At 41.3% G+C, this 19060-nt stretch carries 14 protein-coding genes; 6 read left to right on the top strand and 8 right to left on the bottom strand.

The window, feature by feature from the left end:
• Nucleotides 1–21: 21 nt before the first annotated feature.
• Together LPY66_RS07855 and LPY66_RS07850 are read right to left on the bottom strand one after the other, a co-directional pair.
• On the bottom strand, nucleotides 22–2511 hold the full coding sequence (locus tag LPY66_RS07855; protein ID WP_337987524.1) for a helix-turn-helix transcriptional regulator: 2490 nt from the start codon (nucleotides 2509–2511) through the stop codon (nucleotides 22–24).
• A gap of 238 nt (nucleotides 2512–2749) precedes the next feature.
• Nucleotides 2750–4525, bottom strand: coding sequence for a hybrid sensor histidine kinase/response regulator (locus LPY66_RS07850; RefSeq protein ID WP_337987523.1), 1776 nt, complete (start codon nucleotides 4523–4525; stop codon nucleotides 2750–2752).
• Between the two features lie 282 nt (nucleotides 4526–4807).
• Between LPY66_RS07850 and LPY66_RS07845 the strand changes: the two genes are divergently transcribed.
• Nucleotides 4808–5368: a helix-turn-helix domain-containing protein gene (locus LPY66_RS07845; protein ID WP_337987522.1), complete on the top strand. Its 561-nt coding sequence runs from the start codon at nucleotides 4808–4810 to the stop codon at nucleotides 5366–5368.
• 17 nt (nucleotides 5369–5385) lie between these two features.
• The gene (locus LPY66_RS07840; protein ID WP_337988046.1) at nucleotides 5386–5937 is read left to right on the top strand and encodes a helix-turn-helix domain-containing protein; all 552 of its coding nucleotides are present in this window, start codon (nucleotides 5386–5388) and stop codon (nucleotides 5935–5937) included.
• A 394-nt stretch (nucleotides 5938–6331) separates the two neighbouring features.
• Here LPY66_RS07840 and LPY66_RS07835 read toward each other — a convergent pair whose 3' ends face one another.
• From LPY66_RS07835 to mscL, 5 genes are all read right to left on the bottom strand, one after another.
• Entirely contained in the window at nucleotides 6332–8122 is a 1791-nt protein-coding gene (locus tag LPY66_RS07835; RefSeq protein WP_337987521.1) for a nitric oxide reductase activation-like protein, read from the bottom strand.
• Between the two features lie 162 nt (nucleotides 8123–8284).
• Entirely contained in the window at nucleotides 8285–9220 is a 936-nt protein-coding gene (locus LPY66_RS07830) for an AAA family ATPase (protein WP_337987520.1), read from the bottom strand.
• 322 nt (nucleotides 9221–9542) lie between these two features.
• Nucleotides 9543–10751, bottom strand: coding sequence for an MFS transporter (locus LPY66_RS07825; protein ID WP_337987519.1), 1209 nt, complete (start codon nucleotides 10749–10751; stop codon nucleotides 9543–9545).
• Nucleotides 10752–11375: 624 nt separating this feature from the next.
• Nucleotides 11376–12587 carry an NADP-dependent isocitrate dehydrogenase gene (locus tag LPY66_RS07820; protein ID WP_337987518.1) on the bottom strand — a complete coding sequence of 404 codons (1212 nt, stop codon included), beginning with the start codon at nucleotides 12585–12587 and terminating at the stop codon, nucleotides 11376–11378.
• A gap of 247 nt (nucleotides 12588–12834) precedes the next feature.
• Complete coding sequence (gene mscL / locus LPY66_RS07815) at nucleotides 12835–13260, bottom strand: large-conductance mechanosensitive channel protein MscL (RefSeq protein WP_337987517.1); 426 nt, start codon at nucleotides 13258–13260, stop codon at nucleotides 12835–12837.
• A 272-nt stretch (nucleotides 13261–13532) separates the two neighbouring features.
• Here mscL and LPY66_RS07810 point away from each other — a divergent pair, with 272 nt between their 5' ends.
• From LPY66_RS07810 to LPY66_RS07795, 4 genes are all read left to right on the top strand, one after another.
• Nucleotides 13533–13892 (top strand): response regulator, encoded by a 360-nt coding sequence (locus tag LPY66_RS07810; protein ID WP_337987516.1) that lies wholly within the window; start codon nucleotides 13533–13535, stop codon nucleotides 13890–13892.
• A 360-nt stretch (nucleotides 13893–14252) separates the two neighbouring features.
• Nucleotides 14253–15530: an HD domain-containing phosphohydrolase gene (locus LPY66_RS07805; protein ID WP_337987515.1), complete on the top strand. Its 1278-nt coding sequence runs from the start codon at nucleotides 14253–14255 to the stop codon at nucleotides 15528–15530.
• A gap of 105 nt (nucleotides 15531–15635) precedes the next feature.
• A complete protein-coding gene (locus tag LPY66_RS07800; RefSeq protein WP_337987514.1) occupies nucleotides 15636–16484 on the top strand; it encodes a PIG-L deacetylase family protein in 849 nt (282 codons plus the stop codon).
• A gap of 50 nt (nucleotides 16485–16534) precedes the next feature.
• Nucleotides 16535–17644 carry a heparan-alpha-glucosaminide N-acetyltransferase domain-containing protein gene (locus LPY66_RS07795; RefSeq protein ID WP_337987513.1) on the top strand — a complete coding sequence of 370 codons (1110 nt, stop codon included), beginning with the start codon at nucleotides 16535–16537 and terminating at the stop codon, nucleotides 17642–17644.
• A gap of 352 nt (nucleotides 17645–17996) precedes the next feature.
• On the opposite strand, the gene LPY66_RS07790 is transcribed toward LPY66_RS07795, so the two are convergent.
• On the bottom strand, nucleotides 17997–18836 hold the full coding sequence (locus LPY66_RS07790; RefSeq protein ID WP_337987512.1) for a Gmad2 immunoglobulin-like domain-containing protein: 840 nt from the start codon (nucleotides 18834–18836) through the stop codon (nucleotides 17997–17999).
• Nucleotides 18837–19060 lie beyond the last annotated feature (224 nt).

Raw genomic sequence — 19060 nt, 5'->3', positions numbered from 1 at the left:
ATATTTTATATAAATTAAATATTAAATAATATTGATTTCACAAGCCTTTTTAATAGCAGCAATTTTATTGTTAACATCCAATTTGGAATAGATATTTTTCATATGGGTGCTAACTGTATTTGGTGAAAGAAATAATTTTTTGGCAATTTCCTTTATTTTTAATCCGTCATTTAAAGACTGTAATATTTCGATTTCTCGATCAGATAGGAAGCCTTTGGATCTTTTAATTTTTCTTTTTATAGCAAGATGCTCTATACAACAGGCGGTGAGCCGCTTCAGATAGGTTGAATTCACATTAACTAACTCACTTTTTAAAATGGGCAATATATATTCTGCGTTTTCAGCAAAAGGCATAACAATATTATCTGCCTCAGCGATAGTCAATGCCTTATTTAGTTCTACAACACCATCAGCTATTCCATAAAGAGTACACTTGGCAGCCGCACTGTATATAAAGGTATAAATATATCCCAACTGATTGTTATACACTCGAAATTGAGCGAGAAAATTATTTATTAGAGCATCAAGCTCAATAAAATCACCGGAAAGGAGCACATACTTACCATATACGATACTAAAAACATCCATACTGTGCCTGAAACTTTCATTCAGATTCGTTCTACTTTTAATCCACTCGGGTATTTCGTCTATTTGATCCATACAGGAATATATATAGGCCCTAGCTATATCCACGGTGGTTCGAATATACAGGTTATCATCATTCTGACTTATAACCGCAAAATAGCTCAAACATTCATTGACTCCGGAAATATTACCTTGAGCAAGATAAAGACGAGTTAAAGTGAATTTAGCACATACGAGCAGGTAAACAAATCTATCTTTTTGTGCGAGATGAACTGCTTTTAATACATTAAGTTGGGCTTGTTCGAGATCGCCTGTTTCAAGGTAGTATTCTGCAAATACTAAGTATTGAAAACTGACATAATTACTGCCAATAAGACAGAGATAGCTTTCATACCTGGATGATAAAATCTCTATAATATCCTTATAGTGCCCTTTTTCTCGATAGTACATATATGATAGATGGGGTGAACTAAATATGAGTCCATCATGCTTATCACTGATATACGATTGTCCCTTTAAAAGTTCGTAAGACTTATCAAAATGGTCAAAAACTTTTTGGATATCATTAAAAACAGTTATACTACAATGAAATTCTATCTCACCGAGAATTCTTTTGTTACTGTATGTCGCGTGATTATATACATTATAATAGTTAGCCAAAAGATTAAACATCTCTGCGCCCTTTTCTTTATCTCTAACCAAGCAATAGATATAGATTAGTTTAATCATGGCCATAGGATATTGGTATTTTATTTGATCTTGCATACTAAGTATCATTTCCAAAAGGTTATCGTTGATTATAAGCGCAGATTGAATGATATCAAGGGTTGTCTCTTTTTTGTCCATTACCATTAATATATCTTCCAAATGTTGCGCTTTAAATAAACAACTTAACCCTTCAATGTACTTTTTCTCATTGATGTACCAAAGACCTGCTCTTGCATAGAGTTTCTGATAATCGATATCATTTTTATTAGGCTCCCTTCCACTGCAAAGGAGATTTCTTACTATCTTATTTAATTTATAAGCACCTTCATGATTTCTTAAAATAAAAAAGCTATCCCTATAAAGCCGTTTTATGTAATCGATTACTTTTTTTTCCTCTAAAATGAAACATGCCTGATCCATAGTGAATGATTCTAAAAAACATATCTTATAAAGAAATTCCGTAATTTCCGGCTCATAAATATGAGTAATCACTGATTTTAATAACAATTCACTATCATGATAAAATTTAGAAAAAGCATCCGCTTCCCCATTGACTAAATAATTCTTGGTTAGACAAATAGCCGTAATCCACCCGCAAGTATAATCCTGAATTTCCTCCAGTTGCTTTTTGTTTACATGACATCCATATAAACTAAGATACTTTTCAGTTTCATCGATGCTAAAGGCGAGTACATCATGATCTAATAAATGACACAAACCTGAAACAATTAGCCCGGCAACTGGGATGTCCGGCATAAATCGGCTTAATATTATAATGTGCAGGTAGGGTATTTTTAACTGAATAAGATTCAATAATAATTCGTTCTTCTCATTGTTTTCAATCAAATAATAGTCGTCAAAGACGATAATTATTTCTTCTTTAGCCGATCGTTTTTTGATAATATTAAGAGCCTTGGCAATTCTTATATTATCCGAAGGAAAACCGAGAGATTGTAGTTCTTCGGTTAATGTTTGATTAAATTGAGCAATACTTTTGATTAACTCCTGCCAAAAAAAATCATTATCCTTCCCTAGCTCTGACATTGAAATCCATACAGAGCGAATTTTTATATCTTGTACATATTTTTTGACAGCGGTTGTTTTACCGTAGCCAATCGGAGCAACTACAATATTCAGTGGGTATGATAGTACATTCTTCAGAATATCCTTAACATTCTTTCTTTCTATAAACTCGCTTTCAATTAATTGCCCAGTCAATATTAACACCTCATATTATTATGTATCATTTAATTAAGTTGAATCAATAAAGGCATTATATAGTGGTTTGGGATAGTAAACAAATTTACCCGCCGCTAAATCTGCTCTTAGAATTGTTATGCTGCATTAATGAAATTACATATATATTATTCAAATTAAATACACATATAAAAATATCATACAGGGAAATCAACTCATTGATTTCCCTGCGTATGACGTTTTCTAATTTATACTCCCTTTACCTTTTGGAGATCCCAAGCAGAATCTTGTCTAAGACAGCTAAGTCTAACGGTTTGGCGAGATGTTTATCAAAACCGGCATGCATACTCTTCTTAATATCCATTTCTTGAGCGTACCCGGATAAGGCAATTAAATAGACATCCTTTAATTCACTGTCGTTTCTTATTCTTTGCGCAACCTCATACCCGTCAATTCCTATCATACCGATATCACACAGGATGACGTCGGGATGAAATGTTCTGGCTTTATCTAGCCCCTCTTTGCCGCTCTTGGCCGAAATAACATCATGACCCAGGGAGCATAACAAGGAACTGAGAATTTCCGCAATATCCGGGACATCATCAATCACCAATATCTTAAAAACTTGCGCAGCCTTTTTATCTTCAATGTTTTGCTGACAAGAAAGATTATTCGGCCCTTCTCCAAGCGGCAACCGAATAATAAATTCTGTTCCTTTGCCTAAACCTTCACTAAATGCCTCAATAATACCGCCATGGAGCTCCACGATGCCTTTAACAATGGCTAAACCGAGTCCGAGGCCTTGACCATTCCTTTCTGAGTTCCTATCTGCTGCCTGTGCAAAAGGCTTAAATAAATCTTCTAATAAATCACGTTCGATACCAATGCCATTATCCCGGATACGAATAACTGCTTCGGCACCTTCCTTATAGACAGTCACTGCGGTCAAGCAGCCGCTTCCAGAAAATTTTACCGCATTGTGCAGTATATTGCCGATAATTTGTGTTATCCGTGCCGGATCTGCTTCGATATATAAAGGAACTAACGGCAGGTCAACCTCTAAGTGAACGCCTCCGCGTTCAAATTGTTCCTTGTAATCATCAATCGCCCGTGAAATTATCATATTCAAATCAATATATTCTCTTTTTAGTGTCATTTTGCTCGATGAAATACGCGTGACATCCAACAGATCGTCGATAAGTCGCGAAAGCAGTGCAGACTGCCGTTTTATAGCCTTTTTCGCTCGTAATGCTTCCTTATTATTTTCCGGAACATCAAGCAATGACAGACTCATCATGATGGAAGCCAGCGGATTACGGAGCTCATGAGAGAGCATGCTGAGGAAGGCGTTCTTATGCTGGTCCATGCGTCGGAGTTCTTCGTTAATTGCGAGGGCTTCTTTCACTTTCTGATTTGTTTCTTCGCGATCTTTGGCTAACTCAATCATATCGCCTGCAATCGGTGCTAGTATATCAATCACCCGTAAATCTCTTGTATTCAGATCGTGCTTTTGACTATAACATGTCGACAGTATCCCTTGAGTATTCCCCTTGCTGCTGATCAGTGGCGTAGACTGAACCGCCTGTATATCTTCCGCAAGGAGAATCTGTCTATTCTCCTTCGAAAAAATCGTTGAACTGGATACCTCTTTGACAATAACCCGTTTTAACGCTGTGTAGGCTCTCCCGGAACAATCTTCTCCGATGGGGATAGCATATGGAACTTTATGTTCTTTCATCCCAGAGTATTCAATGAGCTTCAACGCGCCCAGGTTCTTTTCATCTGGAACCTGGATAAACCCTTTATCTGCGTTGGTCAGCATCAGAGCTGTATCAACAACGGCGTGATAAACACTATGCAAGTCATCTTTGATAATTAATTGATTGCACAAAGCATATATATCAGTCAACAAGGAAATATCGCCATCCACATTGTTCTTATTCCTTTCTTCCGCATTTATCATACCTTCCGGAAAGTCATCAAGAATCTCTTCATTCTGTTGATCAAGTGTTTGTTCTGCCGTACTATCGCTCATTTATCCTCACACCTTTCTAGAGTCGCAATACGTCTTCACTTCCTTGACAGGATCGCACCTGCTTATAGAATGATTTTGACTTCAAAACTCTGATTCGATATCGTCTGTATTACGGAAGCCTGGTTGGCATTAACTGGCTGTAAATATTCGCTTGGAATGCGGGTAGTATCCCGTTTATTGACAACGATTTCCTGTACAAAACAAAGGAGTTATTGGATATAATTTAATGTATAATGTAAAACTTTATTTGTGTGACTATGTGCTAGATCGTAGAGGGTATGTATGGTTGAAATAGGTCCCATCATTCGTGATATCCGGAAAACGAAACAGCTGAGTTTGAGAAATATTGCCGAAAGAACGGATTTGACTATGGGCTATCTCAGTCTGGTAGAGAGAAACAAGGTCAGCCCTTCTTTATCGAGTATAGAAAAAATTGCCGGTGCTATGAGTATTCCGGTGTCTTCACTTTTTCCCCGGCCGAAGATCCAAACCCAATATATTCCCAAGGAAAGACGCACTCATCTGCATCATTCGCTGGGAGGATTATTGGAATATCTTTGTAACCCCACGCCGAGCAGCTCTCTCTGTGTATATATTACAAAGATCCATGCTTTAGAAAGCATGATCTTCCAGCATGAAGGAACTGAACTGATTTATGTATTACATGGTGAATTACACTTATATGTTGGAACGGAGGAATACGTAATGCGAGAAGGAGATGCCATTCTCTTTAACGCCTCTGCACCGCATTGGGGTGTCCCTTGCGATGACAAACTAGAAATGATCGTTGCCTGCACTTCAATCAATAACTGTCATCTATTCTCTGAAAAATCAACACGTTGAAGAGAGGAAATTTCTTGATGAAAGTAGGGAAATTGATTAGCAATATCCGTAAGGAACGCCATCTGAGCATTACAAATCTATCAGAAATGATTAATGTGAGTATCAGTTATATAAGCCAAATTGAACATGACTTTATTAGCCCCTCTTTGTCAACTCTAGAAAAGATCTCTCGTGCCTTAGATGTCCCCATTAATATCTTTTTTCATGAGCAGGATCCTGTCCATAGTTTTGTTAAAAGTAATGAAGTAAAAGCAATAAACCATATGGGCTGTGTGTATCAGCAGCTGACCGATAGTCCGAATCAAGAAATTGATAGCCTGATCATCAGCGGTGATTTAGTCACTATGTCACCCGTACTTCACGAAGGAGTTAAACTGCTTTATATGCTGGAAGGTGAAACCCTTTGGTTTGTTGCATCTGATGAATACCGCTTGAAAGAAGGCGATTCTCTCTATTTCGATGCATCGACACCGCATGGCTGTCGTCATCAGTTTACTCCATCGGCTAAGGTAGTCGTAATCTCTGCGGTCATGAAGAAAAAACCAGACTCACCAATTTGCAACCCATAAGGGCACAGAAAATAATGCTGTACAGTCCTATGGCAATGGATAATACAACAAACAAAAATCAATATTTACTATCCTAGCAATTATTCACAAAATAATAATTGCTATTGCTTCATGTTATTCACAGCATTCCTGAACGCATAAATTTAATTATTTATAAAAATATGACATGGAGAAGTTGCCCGGGACTTTTTATATGGTTTTAGATTGTACAATTTTACGCATATTAACAAGTGTATACAGGCAAAATGGTGATTATTTGATTTTTCTTGATATGATACGGAAACATGTTTTTAATAAATACATAAATGCTATCACTATAACAAAATATATTATCTATTCCCAGTGATGTCAATAGGTCTTTGTAAAAAAAGAACAAGAGTGTAAATATCCTTTTTCAGCTGTCGATCACGCGTTTTAGAAAAATCCCGGCAATATCCGCGAACTTCCCGATATCTCTGGTATAAATAAAATCCTTGCCGTAAATGTACTTTTCCGCCAGCAGATCTTGCTCCTTCCCAGTAAATACGCCTAAAACGATGATTCCGGACTTTCTGGCTTTGCGAACCTCCATTGCGGTATCCTTTATCGCCTTGAACCCACGATAAGACGTATCACCCCTTATCGTGCTGTTCTTCGCTATTTGAATATCATTGGGTTTTCCGTCACTGAGGATGATTAAAATCTTATTCTCTTCATCCCGTTTGGTCAAAGCTTCACAGACAGCCCGAATTGCCAGTCCGTCGCGGTTATTCCCCACAGCCTGGTATTCAAAAATATTGCTATTATCCAGGCGCGGGCTGTCATAATCGCGGAACCGTCGCAAAATGGTATAGTCTAAAAAGCTGCAAAAACTCATGACGCGATTCGGGATTTCAGCTAAGGTTAGCGCTTCTGAGAGAATATAACCCTGCGCCGCGATAATTCCCTGTCGTTCGCGCTGGGATCCGCTCGCATCGAGCAAGATATCGATCACATACCCGCCCTTTGCATTGGTCATGACCTTATTAAACACCTTATGATTAGATGTCCTGCCAATCATCCACAGCTTATTGGGTATGATCACCCCATATTCAGAGGGAACAACGGTTACTTCAGCCTGTTTGGCCAGCATACGGATAATATTTTCCTTGAGTCTCTGGATATTTCTGCGGTTGACACGTGCCGTACTATTGAAATAAGCCATATTATTTTCCTTTTGTCTGTGGCCTAATTTCGTTTGAAAAGTAGGATCACCCTGATGCCGAAGAACACCATCCGTAAAATGAACCCTGCAGCCCTCGTGGGTATTTCTGCAGATTCGTTTCTCAATCCGGATCACTTCATCCTTAGACAAAAAGGATTTCCCGTAGTAATATTCAATTTTTGCATGCAGCTTTTCAGCGGTTTCCTCGTCCATTGATACAATTCGATCAACCGGTCCGCTTTGTTCATTTTTATCCGGTCTGAGCGAACCCATCGTTTCCGCCAAGAAGACAGTGGCTATTTGATCGACGGCAGCCTCCAGTACATCTTCAGTCTCATGATAATACTCTTCCATCATAAATCTCTGGAAGTCGTCTTGATCAAATGCCTTATTGACATCATCAGCGATCCGATAGTCTGCCTGCCCTTTTTGACCGTCATATACCGCAGCTTCCTGTAATCCGGAAAAATACGCATTATAAATTCGGTCTATTTTCGCTATGACATCATCAGTATCCTTTACCTCGGCTGGATCTTCAATCGCACGCACAATATCCCCGACCAACCGGTCAACCGGAATGTGCTTGCCAGCCTGTCGCAATAATACCGCATAGCGCACTTGATCCAAAAGGGTTTTCGGAGGATCAAGCAGATACGCTTCAATTAAGTCGCCAACGGCCTTTTTGCTTATTTCGACCAGACCCGGTCGTTCATGATACAAAGCCGCTTCAACCATCCGGTCACAGCAAAGCTGCGTTAAAACCAACAGCACCTCAAATGAAACGCCTTGCTTAACCCGGTAATTCAAATAACCTTTGACCATTTTCCAGTTAATATATTTTCTCCTGGCGCCAGCCAAGGCAGCGTAATATAAGGCCAAATCATCGGATATGTGCGCATAAAAACCTGACTTCTCCAATTCCTCGGAGTAGTCTCCGCTGACTGTCCACATGACATTCTTCAGACGGCTTTCCTTGTCATAGTTACTGTAGATCCACTCCATATACGGATCCTTCCCTTCAACATAGCCCAATACCTAGTGATACACAGCAAATTTAAATAAAACTTGGCTGGTTCAAGTCTTTGGCAGCAGACCTAGCTGCACTTAGATGTATCAAGTATTTAAAATTGCCTGATAAACCAAAATAGAATAAAACCCTAATAATTATTCCAGGCTCGATGGAAAAACATCTTCTCTTTGCCAGCTATCTGGAATTCGTGTACGGATGACGTCACCGACGATTTCCTTTTCATACTGATCAAATGTTTTTCCCGTGACTCCCATACTGACAGCTAATCTGGGCTTAAGACCTCTTCTGATCGTTCGTATACAGGCAATAAGCCCGCGAAGGTCCACCGATTTTGTTGAGATCTCACCGTGATCAGCTTTCGTCTGAAGATCCAGAAACAAACCGGCAAACTGATCCAGTTTCTCCATATCAGCATCCGCGAAATAACCCTGTAGGATAAGCATGAGCTTATCTTCTTCCACCTGTGGAATATCAATGACTAAGAACCGCGATACTAAGGCTTCGTTGAGTTCACGCGTCCCGGCATACTCATAATTCATCGTGCCAATAAACCGCGCCGCATCATGCAGGCTGATCTTTTCGTAGCCAGGAATATCGATGATCCTGCGATAATCCAAAGCGGAATGCAAAACAACAATAGCTTCATTTTTAGCCATATTGATTTCATCAAAGACGCCAAAGCCACCGTACGTCGCACATTCGTATACCGCACCTTTCCGTAGTCTGACCTCGTTGTTGACAAATGTATCGGTCCCAATCAACGACGCGCTGTCTGTATTGACGTTGAAGGAAACATTCCACTGCGGCCTCCCGAACAATGTGCCTAGATTATCAGCCAACAAATTCTTTCCAGTCGCCTTCGGCCCCGACAACAGAATGCTTTCACCCTCCAGCAAGGCCGCAATACACATATTCCAAATATCCTTGCCGTAAAAATAACTTAGGGTGTCCGGAATTCGAAAGCGAAGGTTATCCTCCAGTTTGTAAAATTCCCGAAAATTAGCCGCTTCTTTCAGCAGATTGTCATCGACCCCTTGCTCGGACAAAAATTGGCTGAGTGACTTTGGCATCGTGTTACACCTTCTCTTCATAATATAATATTAACGCTAATGTTCATTGAATATATAATAGTCCTTTCTATATTATCTCAAATTTCCCTAAAAAATCAGTACCCGGCGTTACGTTAATCACATTAATTCTCGTGTAACTAACATGATCAATTCTCATATTATTGTAAACAGGCAACCAAAAAGGGCTGTCGACCAACGAACAAAATCGTTCGTTAGACAGCAGCCCGCCATATCTAAACACGGCATTTTATTAATCAATAAAAGAAAAAGGCGCTACCTGACGAGCATTATCGCCAGACAGCGCCCTTCTTATTCAAAAAACTTATTTCGCTGCTTCAGATTCGGAGCTAAACTTTTTCATTCTCATTGTAGCTACAATCATGACGATTGTGAATACAATGAAGACGATCCCATTGGCACGAATAACAGCAGCAGCTGTGTCAGCTCCGATTGTCGAGAGGAGCTGAGCCCATGGCGTGGAGGTAAAGCCGCCGAAGTTCATGAAACCAAAAGTAAGACCCAACGCAGCAGCCGCCGTCGCCTTGTCAACAACCGTGCTGACAACCATCGGCAAGCCGTTAGTTATACCTTGCTGGCCAATACCGAAGAATACCCAGCCAGCCAAGAACAGCGGAATACTTAAGGAAGCACCGGATGAACTGACGAGGAAAAGCCCGATGGTGACGCAAATCATAGAAATGGCAACAATCCACTTGTTTACTACACGATAAATCCAGCCAAAACCAATGGAAAGAACAAATCCGACAGCGGTCAGGATGGCGATTCCAGTACCTTGGTACATACCGGCTGTATTAGGATCCATACCGCCTTGTGCCAGAACCATGGAACCCATGGTGAACATACTGTACACGAGCGTCATTTCAATAGCAAAAACTAATGGCCAAAGAACAGCTCTCGGGGTGATTTTGACTTTTGCACCCTTGACTTCTTCGGCATCGGGGGGCTCTTTCAGCATAATAGCGCCGATTAAACCGACGATACCAACAAAGTGAGCTAGAAAAGCGGTCTGCCAGCTGATCAGAGCCAAAGATGGTCCGAGGTAGCTGAAGCCGAAAGCACCGATGTTGAAGAACAGCATTCCGAAGCCCATCATCTTCGCGCGTTTTGCTTCATCGCGATAGAGTCTGGAAATCAGGGTAGCGCCCATCGGAACGTTTAAGCCAAGTCCTAAACCGAAGATAGCCCGGAAGACCAAAACAGTTGTCCAGCTGGAGCCATCCGGCAGGAAATAAGGCCCAAGGCCGCCAACCAGATAGAGAACAAAAGCAAGAATTAACGTAGTGCGGAATTTAAGGAATTTACCAACAATCGCACCGCCGATGAAAGAACCAAAGATTTGGAACAAAGCAACGATGGTGCCGATGTAGGTGATGCTAATAAAAGGAACCGTCGGGAAAGCTTGGGATAATGTAGCCATAGTCGGAGTCATAATCCCCATGGACGGCATACAGAAATAGAAGCAGCAAATAGAGAATACATACAGTGCTAGACTTTTTTTGGTATCTGTCAAATCATTCATCTCCCTTTCTAAATCTCTAAAAAAATGATAATAAGAGCTATTTTTCGCTTTCCTCCTTCGCTGTTTATTGACCATTGGCCTGTGGGAAATATATATAAAGGATAGCCAATGACGGTTTGCAAGTGTGGTATGTCACTTTCCTCTGCCTATAAAAAAAACCATGTGCAATTGGACACGGTTAGTTACAACAAATAATAAGCATGAACATGCTTTATAAGGAGCTACAGTCCAATCGGTAATCTGCAGATTCAATTAATAACATAACGTTAAAAATTTCACTCTCCTTATGTTTCAAAAGGCAAATTGTTACGCTCTCACATCCTCTCAAATTTAAATTTGATTTTCTCATCTTGAGAATTATACTTGAGTCTATTATAGTGAATATATAAACAAAAATCAATATCCTATCTCCATTATTTCAATAATAATTATTAATTCAACGAAGGCGACAGCCACAGCTGCACTTCTGTAGTTCAGAACGCGAATCACACTTTCGAGGACAGAAAGTCACTTACATTTTCTGATATACAAAAAAAGAAAAACCGTCTCAAAATAATCTAATTAGACGGTTTTCTTCGATATAAGTATCTATTTGAGACAATATCGCTGACTCTCTTAATTCCTGATTTTATCCAGCGTCTTTCTGATTTCGACGAGGAACTGCTCCGTATTCACAACCTTTTTCTCAGGAAGTTCGGATATTAGAGCAAGGTCTTTGGTCATGGTCCCCTCTTCAATCGTCCTCAGCGAAGCCGCTTCGAGCTGATCAGCAAATTCAACCAAATCCTTCAAGCCGTCAAGCTCACCGCGTTTCCGCAGGGCGCCTGTCCAGGCAAACAGGGTAGCCATCGCGTTTGTTGAGGTCTCTTCGCCTTTAAGGTGTTTGTAATAGTGACGGGTCACTGTGCCATGAGCGGCTTCATATTCATAGTTGCCGTCAGGAGAAACCAGCACGGATGTCATCATTGCCAAACTACCGAACGCAGTAGCGACCATATCGGACATCACATCGCCATCGTAGTTTTTACATGCCCAGATATATCCGCCTTCAGAACGGACGACACGTGCGACTGCATCATCAATCAGTGTATAGAAATATTCAATATTGGCTGCCGCAAATTTTTCCTTATACTCTGCTTCAAAAATATCCTGGAAAATATCCTTAAATGTATGGTCATATTTTTTGGAGATTGTATCCTTTGTTGCGAACCAAAGATCTTGTTTAACATCCAAAGCATAGTTAAAACAAGCGCGGGCAAAGCTTTCAATTGATTTATCGATATTATGCATACCCATAATGACGCCTTTATCTTCAAAGTCAAATATGGTCTGACGTATTTCCTTGCCATCTTTTCCTGTGAAGACAATCTCTGCTTTTCCGGGGCCTTCAACACGGTATTCCGTATTACGGTAAACATCACCATAGGCATGACGGGCAATCGTAATGGGTTTCTTCCATGCGCTGACGATCGGACTGATTCCGTTGACAACGATCGGTGAACGGAATACGGTTCCATCGAGTATGGCTCTAATCGTTCCGTTCGGGCTTTTCCACATTTCTTTCAGATTATATTCTTCGACACGTTGGGCATTGGGTGTAATCGTCGCGCACTTGACGGATACGCCGTACTTCTTGTTGGCCATCGCGGCATCATACGTCACCTGATCGTTCGTCTGATCGCGATATTCCAGTCCAAGGTCATAGTATTCTGTCTTTAAATCAATGTAAGGCTGAAGCAGGATTTCTTTTATGGATTTCCAGATGATCCTGGTCATCTCATCGCCATCCATTTCGACTAATGGCGTTTTCATTTGGATTTTTTGCATAATATCCTCCTTTAAATCGTATATGTTATGTAAATAGAAGCGTAGTATTTTCAAAGTGCTATTATACTAAAATATCGGCATTTTGTACAATAAAAATTGCGCATAATACTGAATTCATGAGCAAACCCGTCATGAACAAATTTAGCCATCATGAGTATACCCATCTTTCATACAGGACATCACATCGAGCACTATGATTAAAAACCTGCGAAAAAAACAAGGCGCTTTTACACCTTGCTTAGGATCTCTATTTGTTTCTCGCTTTAAGTAAATCCCTGATTTCCGCTAATAACACTTCCTCGTTGGAAGGTTCAGGCGGAGCCGGTGTTTCTTCCAGCACTTCCTTCTTCCGCTTCAATTTACTCAGTGCTTTCAGCATAAAAAAGATAGCGAGTGCGATGATCAGAAAGTCAACAACGGATTGAATGAATGTCCCGTATAAAACGGCAACTTCTTTAACCCCTTCAGAACCATTTATTCCCTTAGACCCCTGTACGATAACCCACTTTAGCTCTGTAAAGTTGATCTTCCCTAGTATCAGCCCAAGCAAAGGCATGATGATGTCATTCACTAATGAAGTCACAATCTTGCCGAACGCGCCGCCAATAATCACCGCGACTGCAAGATCAACGACATTGCCCTTCATAATAAATTGTTTGAATTCCTGGAACATCGCATTTCCTCCTTGACGATTTTTCTGTTGCGTGTCATGTAAACTTTCGATGTAATCATATCGAAAATTCGATTTTTATGCAACCAATTGGTTTCTGGATCACCAATAGTGTGCAAATTTCCAATAAATAAACGATTTGTTTGCATTTATTTCTGCCAGGATGCATTCTACTATTTATGTCTATTTATGACACCATCAGTCGACAACATTCGCTGTTTTTCCATGATATACTTTTATTGTGTCTAATCTTATCCAGAATTGGAGGGTGGCTTATGAACAGAATATTGGTTGTTGAGGACAACCCCCTTATCGGTATGGTCATTCAAACAGCGCTTACAGATGACGGACACAACGTCGAGGTTAGGAAAAATGCATTAGAGGGTCTGTATCTTATGAAAAGCGGTTATGTACCGGACTTATTGTTAACAGACCTGATTATGCAAGGTATGGGCGGCCGTGATTTGATACAGCGAATGCGCAATGACAATCAACTGCGTCATATCCCTGCCGTAATTATTACGGCCGCTATCCCCAATCGGGACAACCTTCCCGAAGCCAATCAGTATCAAGGCTTCCTGAGTAAACCTTTTAATATTGACGACTTGCTACGGACGGTTAATTGCATTATCTAAACTGAATGTGTGAAATTGAAAGCTAAAACTGAAAACAGAAATTGAAAACAAAAAATAAATAAAATGAAAGCTAAAACAAAATATAAACTATAAACGACGGTGTCGCAAAACGAAATAAGTTCAGCGATACCGTCTTTATCTATCGATGAAGAAAATAAATCACTATTATGTCGAAATTATTCGAATATTTTGTTACCTATTGTTTGTTAAAGCATCCACCTGAAATACGGGTGATTATTCTTAGTTAGTTCCTATTTTATCGGATTTGCTCCGTTTTTCTCCCCTAAATAATTATTTCGTAATAGACGATAATCAAGATAAGGATAATTATCCGATTGATTAGTGAATGGAGACGTTGAGATGGAGTCAGGGCAAGTATGGTTAAAAACGACATTAGCGACTATCGATGATGCCGTTATCTTGACGGACAACCAAAACAAGATCCAGCTTATCAGCAAGAAAGCCGAAGGCCTATCCGGTTGGACAAGCGATGAGGTAATAGGCAAATCTCTTGGGGATATTTTATTGGTCAAGAACAGTACGATCCAATGTAAGAATGGTGAAAAACGTTCGGTAAAAATCAAATCGGCACCGGTGTCCGACAACGATAATCACATTCATGGGATGGTCTTCTTGATCAATGGCTCGGTCAGTGGCAAGAAAAAAATTGCCCGGGCCCATTACGCTAATTTTCACGATCCGGTGACCGGACTATATAATCGCCGCTTTTTTGAAGAAGAGCTGAAACGTTTGAATACGGAAAGAAATCTTCCGATTTCGCTTGCGGTGATTGATATTAATCATCTGGAGCTAATGAGGCAGGAACTTGGGACTACTAAAGCAAATTCGATAATTAAAAAGATTGCTAAGATTATTAAGGATGAATGCCGCACCGATGATATTATCGCCAGGGTCAGCGATGAAGAAATTGTTATACTTTTGCCTAAGACAACTGCTGCCCAAGCACAAGTCCTTGTCAAACGGCTTAATGAACTCGCTGCCAATGCGCAGTTGGATTCTCTTAATATTGATATTAAGCCCTCGTCTGAGATTAACGCATCGGATGATGGTCAAGATAATGAGAACAAACCGTTCCATCCTCTGGTTCAAATCATTATTGAAACGCTTTACAAGCGAAATCCCAACGAAAAAGTTGAATCAGAAACCGTAAGCTTCTATGCCGCCGAAATCGGCCGCGCCGTCCGTTTAGGCGATGAAAGTATTCGTTCTCTTAAAACCCTGAGTCGCATTCGAAATATCGGGGAAGTTAGTCTTGACCCGCGTATCATCACGAAGCAGGATGTTTTAACTGATTCTGAACGTGCCGAAATAAAAAGGCATCCGGAAATTGGCCATAATATTATCAATTCGATCCCAGAATACGCCAATCTGGCCGAATCCATCCTGGGGCATCACGAACGCTGGGATGGGACGGGTTATCCTCAAGGTTTAAAAGGGATTGAGATCCCATTAGAAGCACGAATTATTGCGATTGCCGACGCATACAATGCGATGACCAGCCACCGGCCGTATCGGGCTGCATTCGAGCCAAAGGCGGCGGCAGAGGAGATCCTGAAGAACGCCGGAGCTCAGTTTGATCCGATGCTGGCAAAACTCTTTGTTAATAGCATTTTATAATAAAAACCATTCCATATTGCATAAAAACTTGTAAACAGGACTGTTCAGCAAGCCTAAAACAAATTAGAATTAATTAACAGTACGTATAAAGGATGACTTGCTATTATGAAGAAACAGTTTCTGCTACCTATTCTGTTTATCGCGGTTTTAGTTACCGTCCTTGGTGTCATATGGGCAATATCGTATGGAACGAACCCCGTTACCCCAACGGAACCGGCTATACCAGTAGAGCCTTCAAAACCCGAAGTGCCCTCCGATGAACCGGCAAAGCCTGACACACCAACTCAGGCTTGTATTTTCTATGTTCCTCATCCTGACGATGAAGTTTTAAACATGGGAGCCGCGATTATCGAAGCGCAAAAGCACTTCGATCCGGTTATCCTCGTCTTGCTTACAAAGGGTACGGCCAGTGCAACATTGAATGTAGTTAGCGAGAAATTATCACTTCAGGGCCTTGCCCCGCTGACACGCGACGAGCTTGGCGAGTCACGCCTGATGGATATCCGCGAATCCGCCGCTAATCTCGGTATCAAGCCCTATAATATCTATTTGAACGATCTTCCTGACGGCCAGGTGTCGTCTGAGGATGTAAAAGATATTATTCTTTCCTTTGAAGCAATGTATCCACGCGCTCTTCATCAAACGATGACCTGGGATGATACACACCCGGATCATCGGGCAGCCGGCACGGCGCTACGTGAACTTCAAGTTACGGATTCCGTGGCGGATGCGCGATATATTGTATTTTTGCTGCACTGGGATCAACACCCCGATGCCTCAATTACAGCAATCACCTCTAATGAGGATAAAGCAAAATACGAAGCCGCCTTAAACGCGTATCATGTCTGGAATCCTGAGGAGGGACGGTACAGCGTTGGTATACTATCAACAAAAACTGCCTTTGATTTTGCGGCTGGTCATAAAGAAACCCATTGGATTAAATTAGAACAATAGATCCGTCTGAAAACACAATGAACTTGCAGAATCAGAAAGGAAAGTTCTCTATGAAGAAAAAAAGCCCCAATAGGATCAAGGCCCTGGATTTTGCCCGGGCTTTATCCGTTTTGCTGGTATTTTTAACCTTTGTACCGGAAGGCCCGCTATACGCTCTCTATGTCAAACACGCTATCTGGAACGGCTATCATCTCATCGACTTTGCCTTTCCATCCTTTGTGACCTTATCCGGTACGGCCATGGCCATCGCTTATAGTAAAAAAGTGCCGTGGCTTCGCTTAGTCCGGCGTTTTTTGCTTCTTATTCTCATTGGTTTGCTCTTTAATCTTCTCGTAACGTGGAACTTTAGCTTTTCTACACTGCGCTTTACCGGTGTTCTGCAAGTCCTTGCGGTTACCGGCCTGCTTACTGTGATTATAACCAGAGTATCCGGAAGATGGATCTGGCCTTTTAGCGCCGGCATAGTAATTCTTGCTGTTTATCTTATCCTCCTGATCTATACCAGCCGCGACATACCGGGAGGTCTGCCCATCCCCGGAAATAACCTGTCCGGTATGCTTGACCCGCTAATTTTTACGAATAATCATATCTACGCCCAGGGGCGAATGGGTTACGATCCCGAAGGGGTATGCACCCTATTTTCAGCAATGGCCAGCTCTCTTTTTGGTTTTACTGCCGGTGTATTTTTAAAAAGAGATTCTATTCAGTGGGGCTTTCTCAAAATACTGGCTCTCGGTGTTTTTCTCCTAGCCCTGACGGTTGTCCTCGCCCACTTCATCCCTATCAACAAACGCCTATGGACACCTTCCTTTGTCACCCTGACTTCAGGCTGTTCGATTATGGTTTTGGCTATTTCCCACCTATTATGGGATACACGAATACCGGTTATCGACAAAATCTCGGCGCCGTTTTATTATCCGTTTGACTCAATCGGCCGAAATGCCATTCTTATTTACTTTGGCTCATCCATGCTTTATTCCGTTGTGCGTCATGTTAACGTAACCATCCACAGCCAATCCGTGACACTATTCCAAATAATTTACGATTGGGTAAATAGTTGGAGTACAAATCCCCAGTTAGCATTTATCTGCCTATACACAGGCTTTTGGGTTGTTATAGCCATGTTTCTGCATTGGCGGAAACTCTATCTGACGATATAGAAACCCGTATCTGAAACGCCCAACCGTAACGAGACCGGTTGGGCGTTTTCTTTGGAGGATGTGTAAGACACCGTGCAATTTGCGATTTTTCTTCCTCTGTCATGTCTAAATGACGTTTCTGGTTTAAGCGGCCGCCTCTCAGCCAGTATTTGTTATTGAGAAATACTCTCGGCATCAAAAAACAACTCCTCTCAAAACCGACAATTCTTACGTTTTTATTCTATTATATCATCTCACAGACAATGTTGCACAAATATTCATACTATTTAGAATTATACGCCTAATATTTTATACCGCTCCTATCCAGGATATCACCACAATTGGTTGGAGTGCGGAGTGAATTCTTAAAGAATCACCAGGTAACCGGGATCGTCACCTTATTAACATCGCTACCATCTTTCGCACTGGACTCAAAGACCTCAAGCACTCCTTTACCCGTGGATATAGGCGTAAATGTCAACGTCGCCTTAAAGTCACCCCGCTCGGGAGCGCCGGCGGATGCCATCGTATGCCCTTGCGCCAGAATCTTCCCAGTTGAATCCTTCAGCCGATAACTGACAACCGCTTCAAAAATTTTAGCATTCCCCTTAATTGTCAATGGGCTCGTGATGGCCTGTTCTGCTGTCGGTTCCGTTACCCATATCAGCGGTTCATTGACCGAACTCAGGTCGCGTGAAAATGGCTGTTCATAAAGTCCGACATGTCCCCACCAGTCCATGCCTTTTTCCGCACTGCCTTTCACAGTAAACCGAACCTTTTGAATCGTCGAAAACTCGGTCAATGTATTGACGATGCTGGCAATCCCCAGGGCTTCTCCGCTTGCTCCGACATTGGCATGCAGGACCTCTTCTGAAAAATCGACGGTCGCTAAACCCTTTTCAATCGTAATATCCAGAATCTGGGTATTTGCCGGAAGCACGTTATAAGCACCGGACGTAAGCGGTGTCCCGCTGACCAGCTCGTTTAAAGCAGCCCGTGCAACACCTTCACTTTTTTCGACAGTATGAACCTCTCTGACCAAGTAGATCTCATTATTGCTTTCTTTGAGATAATAAACTGCCAGATTCATTGTTTCGGGTGCCGGAGTCGGCTCAGGATTTGGATTTGGCGCCGGTTCTGTGTTTTTCTGGCACCCCGTAATCGCCATCATCAGAATGATTACCGTGGCTATCATCATGTTTCTCATTTTCATAACAATCGACCTCCATACTTTTCTTCTGTCACAGTAACAAGAGTATTATTAACCCTTATATTGTTCCGTTTTCTTAAATTATCCTCGCCTATAACTATCACCAACAGCGTCCATCCGAGGATATACGCCCCCAAGATAAGCGATTCAAGCCACAAAAACGTACCGCTGAGCATATAATAAATGTATAAATTCTCCGAAATATAAATATAAGGGAAATATGCGCC

The sequence above is a fragment of the Dehalobacter sp. DCM genome (assembly GCF_024972775.1).
GTDB lineage: Bacteria > Bacillota > Desulfitobacteriia > Desulfitobacteriales > Syntrophobotulaceae > Dehalobacter.
This window is presented reverse-complemented; position numbering and strand designations above follow the sequence as displayed.